The sequence below is a fragment of the Saccharopolyspora sp. NPDC049357 genome, assembly GCF_040677225.1.
In the GTDB taxonomy this organism is placed as follows: domain Bacteria; phylum Actinomycetota; class Actinomycetes; order Mycobacteriales; family Pseudonocardiaceae; genus Saccharopolyspora.
Map to the genome: position 1 here is coordinate 50,416 of NZ_JBFAQJ010000026.1, position 14,417 is coordinate 64,832.

Annotated in this window: 13 protein-coding genes; 5 read left to right on the forward strand and 8 right to left on the reverse strand. The window is 69.0% G+C overall.

What is annotated here, in order from left to right:
- Nucleotides 1–39 precede the first annotated feature (39 nt).
- Entirely contained in the window at nt 40–1,047 is a 1,008-nt protein-coding gene (locus tag AB0J91_RS21275; RefSeq protein ID WP_363871524.1) for an iron-siderophore ABC transporter substrate-binding protein, read from the forward strand.
- Nucleotides 1,048–1,131: 84 nt separating this feature from the next.
- Here the strand turns inward: AB0J91_RS21275 and AB0J91_RS21280 are convergent, their stop codons facing one another.
- The 6 genes from AB0J91_RS21280 to lpdA form a co-directional block, all read right to left on the reverse strand.
- Nucleotides 1,132–2,505 (reverse strand): hypothetical protein, encoded by a 1,374-nt coding sequence (locus AB0J91_RS21280; protein ID WP_363871527.1) that lies wholly within the window; start codon nt 2,503–2,505, stop codon nt 1,132–1,134.
- An 825-nt stretch (nt 2,506–3,330) separates the two neighbouring features.
- Nucleotides 3,331–3,975: a DUF4232 domain-containing protein gene (locus AB0J91_RS21285; RefSeq protein ID WP_363871530.1), complete on the reverse strand. Its 645-nt coding sequence runs from the start codon at nt 3,973–3,975 to the stop codon at nt 3,331–3,333.
- A 319-nt stretch (nt 3,976–4,294) separates the two neighbouring features.
- Nucleotides 4,295–5,542, reverse strand: coding sequence for a pyruvate dehydrogenase complex dihydrolipoamide acetyltransferase (locus tag AB0J91_RS21290; RefSeq protein ID WP_363871533.1), 1,248 nt, complete (start codon nt 5,540–5,542; stop codon nt 4,295–4,297).
- A gap of 25 nt (nt 5,543–5,567) precedes the next feature.
- Nucleotides 5,568–6,563 carry an alpha-ketoacid dehydrogenase subunit beta gene (locus AB0J91_RS21295; RefSeq protein ID WP_132677341.1) on the reverse strand — a complete coding sequence of 332 codons (996 nt, stop codon included), beginning with the start codon at nt 6,561–6,563 and terminating at the stop codon, nt 5,568–5,570.
- A 140-nt stretch (nt 6,564–6,703) separates the two neighbouring features.
- Nucleotides 6,704–7,819 (reverse strand): pyruvate dehydrogenase (acetyl-transferring) E1 component subunit alpha, encoded by a 1,116-nt coding sequence (gene pdhA / locus AB0J91_RS21300; protein ID WP_363871536.1) that lies wholly within the window; start codon nt 7,817–7,819, stop codon nt 6,704–6,706.
- A gap of 24 nt (nt 7,820–7,843) precedes the next feature.
- Nucleotides 7,844–9,304 (reverse strand): dihydrolipoyl dehydrogenase, encoded by a 1,461-nt coding sequence (gene lpdA / locus AB0J91_RS21305; RefSeq protein WP_363871539.1) that lies wholly within the window; start codon nt 9,302–9,304, stop codon nt 7,844–7,846.
- Nucleotides 9,305–9,641: 337 nt separating this feature from the next.
- On the opposite strand from lpdA, the gene AB0J91_RS21310 reads away from it, so the two are divergent.
- The gene (locus AB0J91_RS21310; RefSeq protein ID WP_363871541.1) at nt 9,642–10,031 is read left to right on the forward strand and encodes a RidA family protein; all 390 of its coding nucleotides are present in this window, start codon (nt 9,642–9,644) and stop codon (nt 10,029–10,031) included.
- Between the two features lie 175 nt (nt 10,032–10,206).
- Here AB0J91_RS21310 and AB0J91_RS21315 read toward each other — a convergent pair whose 3' ends face one another.
- Nucleotides 10,207–11,415 (reverse strand): helix-turn-helix domain-containing protein, encoded by a 1,209-nt coding sequence (locus AB0J91_RS21315; protein WP_363789260.1) that lies wholly within the window; start codon nt 11,413–11,415, stop codon nt 10,207–10,209.
- Between the two features lie 299 nt (nt 11,416–11,714).
- Here AB0J91_RS21315 and AB0J91_RS21320 point away from each other — a divergent pair, with 299 nt between their 5' ends.
- On the forward strand, nt 11,715–11,867 hold the full coding sequence (locus AB0J91_RS21320; RefSeq protein WP_363871544.1) for a hypothetical protein: 153 nt from the start codon (nt 11,715–11,717) through the stop codon (nt 11,865–11,867).
- A 6-nt stretch (nt 11,868–11,873) separates the two neighbouring features.
- Here AB0J91_RS21320 and ligD read toward each other — a convergent pair whose 3' ends face one another.
- Nucleotides 11,874–12,878 (reverse strand): non-homologous end-joining DNA ligase, encoded by a 1,005-nt coding sequence (ligD, locus tag AB0J91_RS21325; RefSeq protein ID WP_363871547.1) that lies wholly within the window; start codon nt 12,876–12,878, stop codon nt 11,874–11,876.
- A gap of 142 nt (nt 12,879–13,020) precedes the next feature.
- Here ligD and AB0J91_RS21330 point away from each other — a divergent pair, with 142 nt between their 5' ends.
- On the forward strand, nt 13,021–13,770 hold the full coding sequence (locus AB0J91_RS21330; RefSeq protein ID WP_363871550.1) for a thioredoxin domain-containing protein: 750 nt from the start codon (nt 13,021–13,023) through the stop codon (nt 13,768–13,770).
- Nucleotides 13,767–14,393 (forward strand): vitamin K epoxide reductase family protein, encoded by a 627-nt coding sequence (locus AB0J91_RS21335; protein WP_363871553.1) that lies wholly within the window; start codon nt 13,767–13,769, stop codon nt 14,391–14,393. Before AB0J91_RS21330 ends, AB0J91_RS21335 begins: the two co-directional genes overlap by 4 nt.
- Nucleotides 14,394–14,417 lie beyond the last annotated feature (24 nt).

The following is a 14,417-nucleotide window of genomic DNA, read 5'->3' on the forward strand; positions in this document are numbered from 1 at the left end:
GGGCGGTGAGCCCGGAACCGAACGAACAGGGACTCGGTTATGACTCCTCCCCCCAGCGTGATCGGCCGTCGGGGATTCCTGATGGGCGCGACCGGACTCGTTGCGGCGGGCCTGGCCGCGTGCGGCAGCGGCGGCGGCGCGAACCCGAGCGAGAACGCGCCTTCCGGCCCCGGATTCCCGGTCCGCATTCCCAACCGCTACGGCGCGGCCGACATCCAGGCGGCCCCGCAGCGCGTGGTCACCCTGGGCATCACCGACCACGACGTGCTGCTGCCGCTGGGCGTGATCCCCGCCGGCCTGACCAAGTGGGGCCCGTGGGAGAGCGGCGTCGGCCCGTGGGTGGAGCCCATGCTGGGCGGCCGGCGCCCGAAGGTCTTCGGCAGCGAGGTCGACGTCGAAGGCGTCATCGCCCTGGCACCCGAGGCGACCATCGCGCTGCAGAGCGCGCTGACCCAGGAGCAGTACAACCGGCTGAGCAGCTTCGCCCCGGTCGTGGCGCAGCCGCCGAACTCCATCGACTACGGCATCAACTGGCGGGTGCAGGCCGAGGCCATCGGACAGGCCCTCGGCAAGCAGGCCGAGGTCGCCGACCTCCTCGGCAAGACCCAGGCCCGCATCGATGAAACCCGCAAGGCCAACCCGGTTCTCGAGGGCAAGACGCACGTCGTGGTCCGCACCGACGCGGCGGGCACCTACGCGGCCTACACCAAGCAGGACGCCCGCACCGCGCTGCTGGAGCAGCTCGGGCTGCGCCTGTCCCCGGCGATCGAGGGCATGGACAGCGGCGGCAAGTTCAACGTCAAGGTCAGCAAGGAGCAGGTCTCGCTGCTCGACGCCGACGTCGTCATCGTCACCACGGCCAAGGCCACCGACGTCGAAGCGGTCCGCAAGGACGCGCTGCTGAACAACCTCCCGGCTGCCAAGCGGGGTTCCCTGGTCCTGCTCGACGACTACGACCTCACCATGGCCCTGGGCTCGGCAACGCTCTCCAGCATCCCCTACGCCCTCGACCACCTCACCCCGAAGCTCCTCGAAGCCCTGTCCTGACCGGCGGCCGGGATTCGAATTTCGCGCGAAGTTCGAGGCAGGACTTTGGCGTTCAAATTTCGCGCGAAATTCGAACTCTCGGGCCTACGCCTTGAGCGAGTCGACCAGGTCCGTCCAGGGCTCCCACGGGGAGTCCGGTTCGGGCTGGTGAGCGGTGACCATGTCGCCGTCCCGGCCGATCGCGAACAGCGTGCAGGCGCCGTCCGGGCGGCTGATGGCGACCGGATCGCCTTCGAGCTCGCCGCCCAGGTCCGTCCACGCCGACCAGCCGCCGTGGGCGGACTGCTGCTCGGCGGTGTGGATCGCACCCGCGGTGTCGCGGACGAACACCTCCAAGCGGCCGTTGGGGTTGAGACCGATCGCCGGGGTGCCGACGAAGTCACCGCCCAGGTCGGACCAGTTCCCACCTTCGCCGGGCCGTTCCATGCTGTACAGCTGCTGGTCGTCGCCGACCGCGAGCAGCACGACCACGCCGTCGGCGAGGCTCACCACCACGGGGTCGCCGGCCATGCTGCCGCCGAGGCCCTTCCACTCCGACCAGCCCGCGCCCGCGGTGCCCTGCGTGGACATCACGACCTCGCGCTGCGAGTTCCGGGCGAACACCGACACGGCGCCGTTCGCACCGAGCGCGATGGCGGGACGGCCGATGAGGTCACCGCCGTGGTCGTCCCAGTCGGTCCAGTGCCCGCCCCGACCGGCCTGCGCGGCGCTGTGCAGCTTGCCGTCCTTGCCGACCGCGAACAGCGCGAGCGCGCCGTCCGGCCGCAGCACCGCCACCGGGTCCTCCTCGATCTGACCGCGCAGACCGATCCACGGACTCCACTTCGCACCCTGCTGCGGGCACGACGCCGTGATCACCTCGCCGTGGCGGTCGCGCACGAAAACGACCATGCCGCCCGAAGGTTCGCGCACCACGACCGGACGTCCCTCGGGCTCGCCACCGATGCCCAGCCAACCGACCCAGTCGCCACCGGGCGAGACCTGCCACGCGGTGACGACCTCACCGGACGTCGACGTCGCGAACGCCGACAGCGCACCATCCGGGCCCGGCAGGATCCCGGACCCGAACACGGTCGGCACCACCGGCTGCGGCGGCGGAGGCGGCTGCGGAGCAGGCGGCGCCGGCGGCGGCTGCGGCGGCTGCGGCGGCCGCCCCTGCGGGGGCTGGCCAGGCTGCGGCGGCCCCGGCGGCTGGCCCTGGTTCGGCGGCTGCGGAGGGCCAGGCGGTGGCGGCACCGGCGGCTGGCCGTGCGGCGGCTGCGGACCGGGCGGCGGTTGCGGCCCAGGTGGCGGTGCCACGTTCAACGCCCGCTCGGTGTCCTGGATCAGCTGCCGCGCCTCGGCCTCGTGCTGGTCGTAGCGATCGCGGTACCTCGGGTCGGGCTTCTGAACAGCAGCGGCGATCTGGCCAGCCGAGCGGTTTCCGTTCTTCTGCTCCTCCTTTACCGCCTCGGCCAAGAACCTGTGCGCCGCGTGGTTGACGTTCAATACCTGGGCGGGTGTTCCCCACCCCTGCGATGGGCGCTGCTGGAACACCCCCAACGAATCATGGTCTCGAGCACCGTCGATGTTCGACATCCGAGATTCGACCAGCCCGGTCTCGAACGCTGCGAGCAGAAGCCTTTCGCTGACCCCCATTTCCTTGGCCACCAAATAGATGGTCTTCATGACCTCTGGATCCGGAGGCCCCGGCTTACCCATGCGCGGCGGAGGCCCGGGCGGCGCAGGCGGAAGCGGGTGCGGCGCCGGAGGCTGCCCCTGAGGAGGCTGCGGCGGGCGCGGCTGCTGGGGAGGCGGCGGCTGCTGCGGCGGCGGAGGCGGCGGCACCGCTGCTCCTCCGAAAATCGGGAGATTCCACGGACGCCGGTCATCAGCAGGAGCGCCGGGGAGAACAGAGATGTGGAAGTGCTTCGTGTGCGGGTTGCTCCCGTTGTACGGCGTCCACTGCCACGGGTTGTTCCCAGGGCGGGAATCGAGGATGAGCCCGTTGGCGATGATGTACTTGATCCGCGGGTCACGACTCGCCGCGAGTTCGTCGGTGATCCTGTTGATGTCCACGCCGTTTGCCGGGTCGTGCGTGACGTCGATGGCGTGCACGACACCGTTCGCATCGGGGTTGTGATCGCTCCCCCGACTTTGATGCGACTGGTCACCGATCCAACCGTCGCTTGCCGTGTTGCGTTGAGGAAAAGCTCGATTGAACTGTTCTCTCAGCGTTTCCAGGCTTCCCGCCCGCCTCGGGGTCATTGCGTCTCCGTTCTTCCAGTCCCTTAAGACCTGGCGTCAGTCCGAGTGGAGGTGTGTTGTCTGAAGCTGGAGGTCGCCGCAGACCGGACCGAAGGTCCATTCCACGGTGATCGGCTCGTTGCTGCCGTCGGGGTAAATGTTGATCTTGGGCGGATCGTCGACGCAGTTGCCTGCCGGGTACTTCCACCAGATGTCCTGGGACACGCCCTCACGAGTTCCGATGCTCATCGCGCTGAACGGCGCCGCGCCGGCGACAACCTGAGTGGTCGCCGGCCTCACCACGCCGTTCAGATCGATGAATTCGAGCCTCGGGTCGCCTTCGATGGTGCAGGCCTTGGCCCCTACGTTGGCCAAGCGCAGTTTCACTCGCGACCCGTCACTCGGCTGATTCGGGTCATCGTTCAGCTGCACCATGTTCGCCGGGTAGAACCGGGCACGCAGCTCCGATGCCTTGCAGGGCTTCTGCGTCGGGATCTCCTCCGGATGCGAAGCCTTGGTCTCCCCGGCCTCCTGCTCGCTCGAGCTCTCCTGCGATTCGGCGCTCTCCTGCGGCGCGGGTTGGGTCACCGTCACCACCGCCGGTGGTTGCTGCGCCTGCGGCGCTTGCTGGCCGCAGGACACCGTCACCGCCGCGGTCGCGGCGATCAACGCCCCCAGGCGCTTCCCCCTGATTTTCAGCACTTCGCGGACCTGTCCTCCCCTTGTCACGCATCGGCCGAGCGGTCGGCCGGAATCCGGGGCGGGAGTCTTCCAAGCGGGTGATGTTCTCCAGGGCCATTTCCGTGAAAACGATAGGTAGATCACTGAATCAGCCGAGGCATTGGCGATGAATGGCCAGCAACGCAACCCGATCGGCGGTATCCCCATTCCGAGAGCGATTGTTATTCGGGCGCGGAATGAGTATTTCTACTTGCACGACATGCTATTTCGGAATGCGAAAACGGCCGTTGCCGACCCCGGAGAAGGTCGGCAACGGCCGTTTCGGTTGCGGAGAAGAGGATCAGGCGATGATGCGGATCGGGTCCTCCAGCAGCGAGGTGAACTGCTGCAGGAACGCGGCACCGACCGCGCCGTCGACGGCGCGGTGGTCCGCCGAGAGCGTCACGCGCAGGATCTTGCGCGCCACGAACTCGCCGTCGCGGACCTGGACCTCGTCGCGGGCCGCGCCGACCGCCAGGATCGCCGCCTCCGGCGGGTTGATCACCGCGCTGAACTGCTCGATGCCGAACATGCCCAGGTTGGAGATCGAGAAGGTGCCACCGGACATCTCGTCGAGCTTCAGCTTGCCCTCACGCGCCCGGCCCGCCAGCTCGCGGCTCTCGGCGGCGATCTCCGAGACGCTCTTGCGGTCGGCGTCCTTGACCACCGGCACCACCAGACCGCCCTCGATCGCCACCGCGACGCCGAGGTTGATGCGCTTGTGCTGCAGCATCTTGTCGCCCGCGAAGGAGACGTTGACCGCCGGGTTGGCGCGCAGCGAAGTCGCCACGGCCTTGACGATCAGGTCGTTGACGCTGATCTTCGGGCCACCGGCCGACTGCAGGCGCTCGTTGAGGCTCGCCCGGAACTCCAGCAGTTCGGTGACGTCGATGGCGCTGGTCAGGTAGAAGTGCGGCGCGTTCTGCTTGCTCTCCGTCAGGCGCTTGGCGGTCACCTTCCGGATGTTGGACAGCGGGATCTCCTCGACGTCGTCGCTGACGACGGCCGGAGCACTGGCCTGCGCGACCGGAGCCGGGGTGGGCTCGACCGGAGCCGCCGAGGCGGCGGTCTCGATGTCGGCGCGGATGATGCGCCCACCGGGACCGGAACCCCGCACGGTGCTCAGGTCCACGCCCTTCTCCTTGGCCACGGCCTTGGCCAGCGGCGAAGCCTTCGGCTTGCTCCCGGGCTCGGCCGGGGCCGCGGTCTCGACCGGAGCCGGGGCCGGAGCTGCGGGCGCTTCCTCGGCAGCGGGTTCGGCGGCGGCCGGAGCGGGGGTGGCGGGCGCCGGAGCCGCCTCGGCGGCGGAACCGGAACCGTCGCCGAGCACCGCGATCGGCTCCCCGATCGGAACGGTCGTGCCGGCCTCGACCAGGATCTTCTCCAGCACCCCGTCGTCGTAGGCCTCCAGCTCCATGAGGGCCTTGTCGGTCTCGATCTCGGCCACCACTTCGCCGCGCGCGACCTTGTCACCGACCTGCTTGTGCCAGTTCGCGATCACGCCCTCCTCCATGGTGTCGGAGAGCCTCGGCATCTGAATGTCAGTCATCGTCTTCCTCGGGTGAGCACGGGACTCAGCGGCGGCGGCCCACCGCGTCCAGGGTCTGGTGAACGGCGGTGGTCAGCGACTCCGCGGACGGCAGGGCGGCACGTTCCAGCGGCTTGGCGTAGGGCAGCGGCACCTCGGCCGCCGCGACCCGCCGCACCGGGGCGTCGAGGTAGTCGAAGGCACCGTCGGAGATCGAGGCCGCGATCTCCGCGCCGATGCCGTAGGTCAGCCAGTCGTCCTCGGCGACCACGGCGCACCCGGTCTTGCGCACGGACTGCACCACGGTGTCGCGGTCCAGCGGGCGCAGGCTGCGCAGGTCGATGACCTCGGCGTTGATGCCCTGCTCGTCGTGCAGCTTCTCGGCGACCTGCTGGGCGACCACTGCCATCCGCGAGTAGCCGATGATCGTGATGTCGGTGCCCTCGCGGGTCACCTTCGCCTTGCCGATCTCGGCGGGCTCCACCACGTCCGGGACCTCGCCCTTGGTGTTGTAGAGCGCGAGGTTCTCCAGGAACAGCACCGGGTCGTCATCGCGGATCGAGGCCAGCAGCAGCGCCTTGGCGTCGGCGGGCGTGCTCGGCGCGACGACCTTCAGGCCCGGCACGAACGCGTAGTACAGCTCGATGTTCTGCGAGTGGGTGGCGCCCAGCTGCTGACCGCCGCCACCGGGGGTGCGCAGCACCATCGGGACGCTGGTCTGGCCGCCGAACATGCCGTAGATCTTGGCGGCGTGGTTGACGATCTGGTCGAGCGCGACCAGCGAGAAGTTGATCGTCATCAGCTCGACCACCGGGCGCAGGCCCAGCATCGCGGCGCCGACGGCCGCACCGACGAAGCCCTCTTCGGCGATCGGGGTGTCGCGGACGCGCTTCTCGCCGAACTCCTTGAGCAGGCCGGCGGTGATCTTGTAGGAGCCTTCGAAGACTCCGATCTCTTCGCCGATGAGGAGCACGTCCTCGTCGCGCCGCATCTCCTCCTGGAGGGTGTCGTGCAGCGCTTGGCGATAGGTCATGAGGGCCAAGGGATTTCTCCTGGACAGCGGTCAAGAGCGGCCCGAGGACCGGGGTTTCCCGTATGGCGTCGAGAAACCCCGGTCACCGGGTTGCGATACGTGTGGCGGGGTGTCGCAAAAACCGCAAGGGGACTTGAGGATTCGACCCGTCAGTTGTGCACGAACAGCGGGTCGGCGGGCAGCCGACGCGAGTCGTTGGCGACCGGCGTGGCGTAGGTGTAGTCGAACAGCGTCTCGACGTCGGGGTGCGGGCTGTCGTCGGCGAAGGCCACGGCGGCGTCTGCCTCGGCCTGCGCCTTGGTCTCGATCTCGACCGCCGCGTCCTCGTCGAGGACACCGGCCTGGATCAGCTCCGCGCGGAAGTTCGCGACGGGGTCGGCCTGCTTGGCCTTCTCCACCGACTCCTCGTCGCGGTACTTGCCCGGGTCGACCACGGAGTGGCCCTTGAGCCGCTCGCTGACCAGCTCCAGCAGCGCCGGACGGCCGGTCTCGCGGGCCTGCTCGACCAGCCGGGAAGCCGCGTCGCGGACCGCGAGGACGTCGTTGCCGTCCACCCGCTCGCCGTGCATCCGGTAGGCGGAAGCGCGCTTGTACAGCTCCGACTCCGCCGAGGACTTCTCCACGGTGGTGCCCATGCCGAGCTGGTTGTTGATCACCACGAAGATCACCGGCAGGTTCCACAGCGCGGCGATGTTCAGCGCCTCGTGGAAGGCGCCGATGTTGGTGGTGCCGTCGCCCATCTGGCACATGACGACCTGGTCGCCGGAGCGGTAGTCGATGGCCAGCGCGGCACCGGTGGCCAGCGGGATCTGGCCGCCGACGATGCCGTACCCGCCGAGCAGACCGGCTTCGACGTCGAACATGTGCATCGAGCCGCCCCAGCCCTTGGAGGTGCCGGTGGTGCGGCCGTAGAGCTCGGCCATCACGCGGCCGGGCTCGATGCCCTTGGCGATGGCGTAGCCGTGCTCGCGGTAGTTGGTGAACAGCAGGTCGGTCTTGCGCAGCGAGCGCATCAGGCCGACGACCGAGGCCTCCTCACCGAGGTTGAGGTGGCAGTAGCCGCCGATCTTGGCCTGCGTGTAGCCCTGCGCGGCGCGCTCCTCGAAGCGGCGGATCAGGGTCATCTCGTAGAAGTAGTCGCGCAGCAGCTCGGGCGACTCTCCCGTGAAGCGGCCACGCTCAGCGGCCCGCGCCGAGGTGGAGCGCCGCGTCTTGGTCGCGCCGGTGCGCGTGGACGGCTTGCTGCGGGTGGCGGTCTGTGCCATCGCGGATCCCCTTGTCTCTTGCCTCTAGCGCTTCTTGGGCGGTGCTACGTGGACCGGCAGGCCGAGGGCGTTCATCGCGGCCTCCATGCCGACCTCGCCGAGGGTCGGGTGCGCGTGGATGGTCTCGGCGAGCTCGTCGAGGGTGGCCTCCAACGCCATGGCCAGCGCGCCTTCGGTGATCAGGTCGCTGGCGGCGTGGCCGATGATGTGCACGCCCAGGACCTCGCCGTACTTCTTGCCGGCGACGATCTTCATGAAGCCCTCGGTGTCGCCGTAGCTCTGCGCGCGGCCGAGCGCGGCGAAGGGGAACTTCGCGGCGATGACGTCGTGCCCCGCGTCCTTGGCCTGCGCCTCGGTCAGACCGACGGAGGCGACCTCCGGGTGGGTGAAGGTGGCGGCCGGGATGACGTTGTAGTCGATCGCGGCGTGGTGCCCGGCGACGGTCTCGGCGGCGACGACGCCCTGGTGCGAGGCGACGTGCGCGAGCAGCGCCTTGCCGGTCACGTCACCGATGGCGTAGACGTGCTCGACGTTGGTGCGCAGCTTGTCGTCGACGGTGATGAAACCGCGCTCGCTGGTGGCGATCCCGGTCTTGTCGAGGTCGAGGCTGGCGGTGTTGGGCTTGCGGCCCACGCCCACCAGGACGATGTCGGCGTCGATCTGCTGCGGCTTGGCGCCGTCCACGGAGACCTTCAGACCGCCGTCGGCCTGGTCGACGCGGGAGACGGTGGCCTCGGTGAGGACCTTGATGCCGCGCTTGGTGAAGGAGCGGCCCAGCGCCTTGCCGACCTCGGCGTCCTCGGCCGGGACGAGGGTCTTCTGCATCTCGATGATGCTGACCTCGCTGCCCAGGGTGGAGAACAGCGTCGCCCACTCGGCGCCGACCGCGCTGCCGCCGATGATGGCGATGCGGTTGGGCACCTCGGTGAGTCCGAAGGCGCCGTCGGAGGTGATCACGCCGGGCAGGTCCGCGCCGGGCAGCGGCAGCTGCACGGGGACCGAGCCGGTGGCGATGATGACGTCGGTGGCCTTGACCTGCTCGATCGGCTTCGCGCCCGCCGGTTCTGCGGCGTAGCGGGGACCGTCGGCGCCCAGCGGGGACTCACCGGTGGCGTAGACGTCCACCGAGGTCGGGCCGGTGAAGCGGGCGTGACCGTTGATGACGGTGACGCCGTTGCCCTTGAGCAGGCCCGCGACGCCGTCGGTCAGGCCCTTGACGACGCTGGCCTTGCGGCGGGTGATCGCGTCGTAGTCGACGCTGACGCCCTCGACGTTGACGCCGAAATCAGCTGCGTGCAGCACGGTTTCGTAGACCTCGGCGGACCGCAGCATGGCCTTGGTCGGGATGCAGCCCCAGTTCAGGCACACACCCCCGGGCCGCTCCTTCTCCACCACGGCCACCGAGAGGCCGCGCTGCGCGGCCCGGATCGCGGCGACGTAGCCACCGGGGCCGCCGCCCACCACCAGAAGGTCGAACTCCTGCACTTCGCTGTGCTCCTTTGAACGCACGCGCCGGTTACCGACGACCCGCTTTCGTGAGCGGGCCATCCTCACCCAGAGTGTCGTGAGCACGACCACTTCCGCGCTATGCCCAGCCGCCCAGACTTTAGGACGACCAACTGTGCACATCGCACAGCCCATGCCGTGACGGGCACAACATGTGGCATCGCGATTACAGAAAGCAGCCGCGATCCCCGTCACAAACGGAACGTCGTCAGGCACAAAACCGCAGCACCTGCGGTTACGCCCGCTACCTGCGAAAAGAACCCAAAATTTTCCAACTATGCCCACTGCACAATCGGCGCCACCTAGCCTTTGGCGCATGACGGAACGACGCACGATCTCCAGCGGCTCGACCTTCGAGGACCAGATCGGATACGCGCGCGCCGTGATCGACGGCGACCGGGTCCACGTGGCAGGCACGACCGGTTTCGACTACACCGACATGACGATCTCGGACGACGTGGTGGAGCAGACCGAGCAGTGCCTGCGCAACATCGAAGCGGTGCTGACCGAGGCCCGCTGCACCTTCGCCGACGTGGTCCGGGTCCGCTACTTCCTCCCCGACCGCGACGACTTCCCGCCCTGCTGGCCGGTCCTCCGCCGCTACTTCGGCGAAACCCGGCCAGCAGGAACGATCCTCATCTGCGACCTCATCGACCCCCGGATGAAGATCGAAATCGAAGTCGAAGCCCTCCGAACCCCCAACTAGCCCAGACCGCACCGCCCGAGCCCCCGGTGAGCGACGTCGTCGGCGACGAACGTGGTCATGGGCAGTTCCGAACCGCACTGCCCATGACCCGCTCCCTGGCCACGTCAGGCAGCCGGTGCGGAATCCGCTCGGGCGGCCGAGACCGGCAGCACGCGACCCGGAGTCCGAGCAGGCATCAGCGCTGCCGGTCGTCGCGGAGGTTGAGGGTGGACAGGGCCAGGGAGAGGGAGACGTAGGCCGTGCGGCCGTGGAGGGGTTGGCCGATCAGCGTCGTGATGCGGTGGAGGCGGTTGAGGACCGTGTTGCGGTGGCAGTGGAGGCGGACCGCGGCGTTGGCGGTGGAGCAGTTCTCCTCCAGCCAGGCGGTGAGGGTGTCCAGGAGCATGTCGCGCTCCTTGGGCGGCAGTTCCAGGACGGGACCGAGCTGGGTTTCCAGCAGGCGTTGCGCCAGGTCCGGTGACTGCACCAGCAGGGCTTCGGGGAAGCGTTCCTCCAGGGTGACCAGCTCGGTGGCTCCGTGCGCCGAGGTGCCCAGCGTGGTCAGGGCCAGCTGGTGGGCGAGGCCGATCTCGGCGAGGCCCTGCACCTTCGGCGAGACCGCGACGCGGGCGCGGGCCAGCGGTCGCAGCGCGTCGAGGGCCAGCGCCGCCGGGTGCTGCTCCAGGGCGACCAGGCCGACGAGGGAGTCGGCGCGGACCTGCCAGACGGAGCGGAAGTGCAGCGCGGCCAGCGCCTCGGAGTGCCCGCGCAGCGCGAAACCACCGTCGTCGGTCATCTCGGCGACCACCACCAGGTACGCGCCGCCGGTGGGCAGGTCGAGCTCCTTGGCGGTGCGCTGGGCGAAGGCGACGTCGCGGGCGCGACCGGCCAGCAGGTCCTCCACCAGCGCGTGCCTGCGCTGGTCGTCGCGGCGCAGCCGCTCCAGCTCGGTGTTGCGGTAGAAGGTCGACAGCGTCGAGGACAGGCCGTCGATGACCCGCCAGATCGACGTGGCCACGCCCAGCACCGCGTCCGGATCGGCCCCGTCGCGGTGCGCCTGGTCGACGAGCGCTTCCCACACCACGCGCCCGCCCAGCCGGAACGTCCGCAGCATGACCTCCAGCGGCACGCCCTGCTCGGCGCGGCGGCGGCCGATGGCGGCGGCGACGTCGTCGTCCCGATCGGAGATGTCGACCTCACCGCTGAGGATCTGCAGGATCCGCTCCAGGTACTGCCGACAGCCCTCCCACAGGTCTTCCTTGGGCACCGGCCGGTAGTCGGTCCACTCGGGGTTGTCGGTGAAGATCGCGGACATCAGCCGCTCGGTCAAGGCCGGGACGTCGTCCAGTCCGGCTTTGGCCAGCGCGCGGGTCACTTTCGGGAGATCGGCAGGATCGGCTACCACGCCCTGCGACGATACCGGTCACAGCGATGCGGCGAGGCCGAGAACGCCGATCCCACCTCCGTCGGCACCACACCTCAGGGTCACTGATCCATCACTTGGAGCGAGCGGGATTCGGCTCCGATGAACCCGGGATCCGGCCGCCGCCAGAATGTTCCGCATCACACCAGAAAGTTGTGACGGGGGCGTTAACGTTGCCGCCTCTCCCGCCGACACCTGGTGTGGGACGAGTTCTCCGGCACTCGCCGGGAGCCCCCAACCTCCACCACTCCGCACGACATTTTCTCAGGGAGAGCAGCGCGATGCAGATCAACAGCCGCACGATCGTGTCGGTTGTAGCGACGGTTTCGATGGTCGTCATGACCGTTCTGCTCGCGGTGTTCAGTCCTCCGACCCATACGGGCCAACAGATCGAGCAGGCCGCCAACCAGGCCCCGATCGTCTCCGAGCGCTGAGGCGCGTCACTCGCGGCGCACGTCGCCGGCCGGTTTGTCGTTGCGCAGGCCCGAAAACCTGGGGTGCCGGAGCTTCCCGTCGCCGGTCCACTCGCTGAAGCCGACCTCGGCGACCAGCTCCGGCTCCACCCAGTGCGCCCCCCGTTCCCGGATCGGGTCGTGGAACGGTGAGTCAGCGCGGGCGAGCTCGTCCAGCTTCGCGGACAGCTCGCGCAGCGTCCGCTCGTCGTACCCGGTGCCGACCTTGCCCGCGTAGCGCAGGCCGTCGGCGTCGTAGTAGCCGACCAGCAGCGCGCCGAAACCGGACCGGGAGCCCTTGGGATCGGTGTATCCGCCGATCACGAACTCCTGGCCGGAGACGCACTTGAACTTCAGCCAGTCCCGGCCGCGCCCGGACCGGTAGGGCTGATCGGCCCGCTTGGCGATCAGTCCTTCCCAGCCGCGCGCGCACGCCTGCGCGAAGAACGCCTCTCCGTCGCCGCTGCGGTGTTGGCTGAACCGCAGCGGACCGGTGAACTCGAAGCACTCGCGCAGCAGCCGCTTGCGGGTTCGCAGCTGCAGCCGGGTCAGGTCCACGCCGCCGAAGGCGATCAGGTCGAAGACGTAGTAGTGGATCGCGACGCCGGTGCGCCGAGCGGTCGCGGCGTCGGTGAGGTGCATCCGCTTCTGCAGCCGGGCGAAGCTCGTCTGGTCGCCTTCGAAGGCCACGACTTCCCCGTCCACGACGAAGTTCGACGCGCTCTGGGCCGCGAGCGCCTCGGCGATCTCCGGGTAGGAGGGGTCGACCCGCTTGCGGTTGCGCGACCACAGCTGCGGCTCGCCGCCGTCGGACCCGGCGATCAACCGGACCCCGTCGAGCTTGCGCTCGTAGATCCACTTCTCGTCGGAGAACTCGTGCCGGGTGAGGGTGGCCAGCGCGGGCGGGTACCACGTCCCGCCTGGCCAGGCCCGCAGCGCAGCGCGCGATTCGTCGTCGAGCAGGCCCGCCAGATCGGTCATGCGCGTCAGCATCACCCCTCCTCGGATCACCGACAAGCTGAGAGCTCGCTGTGAAGGTGCTGTGAGAGCACCCCCGCAGAATTTCCCGACCGGGTGAATGCGCGAGACTGTTTTGGTCGGTTCCCCTCACAACCGCCGAAGGTGAATGCGCACGATGTCGAAGAACCAGAACCCGGTGACCCAGAAGAGCGGGCTCTCCACCAACGTCATCCTCACCGTCGTGGTGGTGGTCGTCGCAGTGCTGGTGATCGGTGGTGTGCTGCTGTTCAACCGCTCCGGCGACAGCGGTGGCGGCGCCGGCAGCGGACAGCCCCCGGTTGCGGCCGAGGTGCTGCGCAAGCCCGACAGCAACGTGCTCACCGAGGCGCCCAACGCCAAGGTCACCGTCACCGAGTTCCTCGATTACCAGTGCTCGTCGTGCTACGGGTACTACTCGCAGATGACCAAGAAGATCGAGAACGACTACGCGGGCCGGATCACGTTCGTCACGCGCAACTACCCGCTGCAGATGCACCCGCTGGGGCAGCCCGCCGCGCGCGCCGCCGAGGCCGCCGCGCTGCAGGGCAAGTACAAGGAGATGTACCACGCCCTGTTCGACAACTGGGCCGCCTGGGCGACCGTGAGCGCGGACGAGCTCAACAGCGACGAGGCCAAGGCCAAGGCGGAGTTCGAGAAGTACGCGCAGCAGATCGGTTTGGACGTCAACCGCTTCCAGCAGGACATGGTTTCGCCCAGCGTCCAGGCCAAGATCGACCGCGACGTGGCCGACGGCGAGACCGCCGGGGTCTCGGGCACCCCGACGATCTTCATCAACGGCCAGAAGTTCGACCAGGGCAGCGCGCAGAGCATGGCCGAGGTCGACCAGGCGTTCCGCAAGCAGCTGGACCAGGAGCTGGCGAAGTGACCACCGCCCACGCCGTCGAACACGCCGCACCCGGCGCGCAGCGGCCCGCCGCCGGTCCGCGCGGCCTGGCCTGGCTCTACGTCGTGGGCGGCGCGATCGGGTTCGTCGCCTCGTTCGCGCTGATCGTCGAGAAGCTCGCCAAGCTGTCGAATCCGGGCTACGTGCCCTCGTGCAGCCTCAATCCGATCGTGTCCTGCGGTTCGGTGATGGACAGCTCCCAGGCGGCGCTGCTGGGCTTCCCGAACCCGCTGATCGGCGTCGCGGCGTTCCCGGTCGTGGTCACCGCGGGCGTCGCGGTGCTGACCGGGTACCGCCCGCCGCGCTGGTTCTGGCTGGGCATGCAGGTGGGGACCACGCTGGCCGTGGTGTTCATCCACTGGCTGATCGTGCAGAGCCTGTACTCCATCGGCGCGCTGTGCCCGTACTGCATGGTCGTCTGGGTCGTCACGATCCCGCTGTTCTGGTACACGACCTTGCACAACCTGCGCGAGGGCCACTTGGGCGGCGGCCGGTCCCTCGGCGTGGCGTTGAGCCGGTTTCACAGCCTCGTGGTCGTAGTGTGGTACGTCGTGATCGTGGCTCTGATCTTGCAACGCTTCTGGGATTACTGGACCGGTCGCTGATCGGGCGTGGAGTTTGCACGACCG

Bases quoted from the DNA above. Each gene is read 5' to 3' on its own strand.
- AB0J91_RS21275 (WP_363871524.1), top strand. From the start codon at position 40: ATGACTCCTCCCCCCAGCGTGATCGGCCGTCGGGGATTCCTGATGGGC.
- AB0J91_RS21310 (WP_363871541.1), top strand. From the start codon at position 9,642: ATGACGGAACGACGCACGATCTCCAGCGGCTCGACCTTCGAGGACCAG.
- AB0J91_RS21330 (WP_363871550.1), top strand. From the start codon at position 13,021: ATGTCGAAGAACCAGAACCCGGTGACCCAGAAGAGCGGGCTCTCCACC.
- AB0J91_RS21320 (WP_363871544.1), top strand. From the start codon at position 11,715: ATGCAGATCAACAGCCGCACGATCGTGTCGGTTGTAGCGACGGTTTCG.
- AB0J91_RS21290 (WP_363871533.1), bottom strand. From the start codon at position 5,542: ATGACTGACATTCAGATGCCGAGGCTCTCCGACACCATGGAGGAGGGC.
- pdhA (WP_363871536.1), bottom strand. From the start codon at position 7,819: ATGGCACAGACCGCCACCCGCAGCAAGCCGTCCACGCGCACCGGCGCG.
- ligD (WP_363871547.1), bottom strand. From the start codon at position 12,878: ATGCTGACGCGCATGACCGATCTGGCGGGCCTGCTCGACGACGAATCG.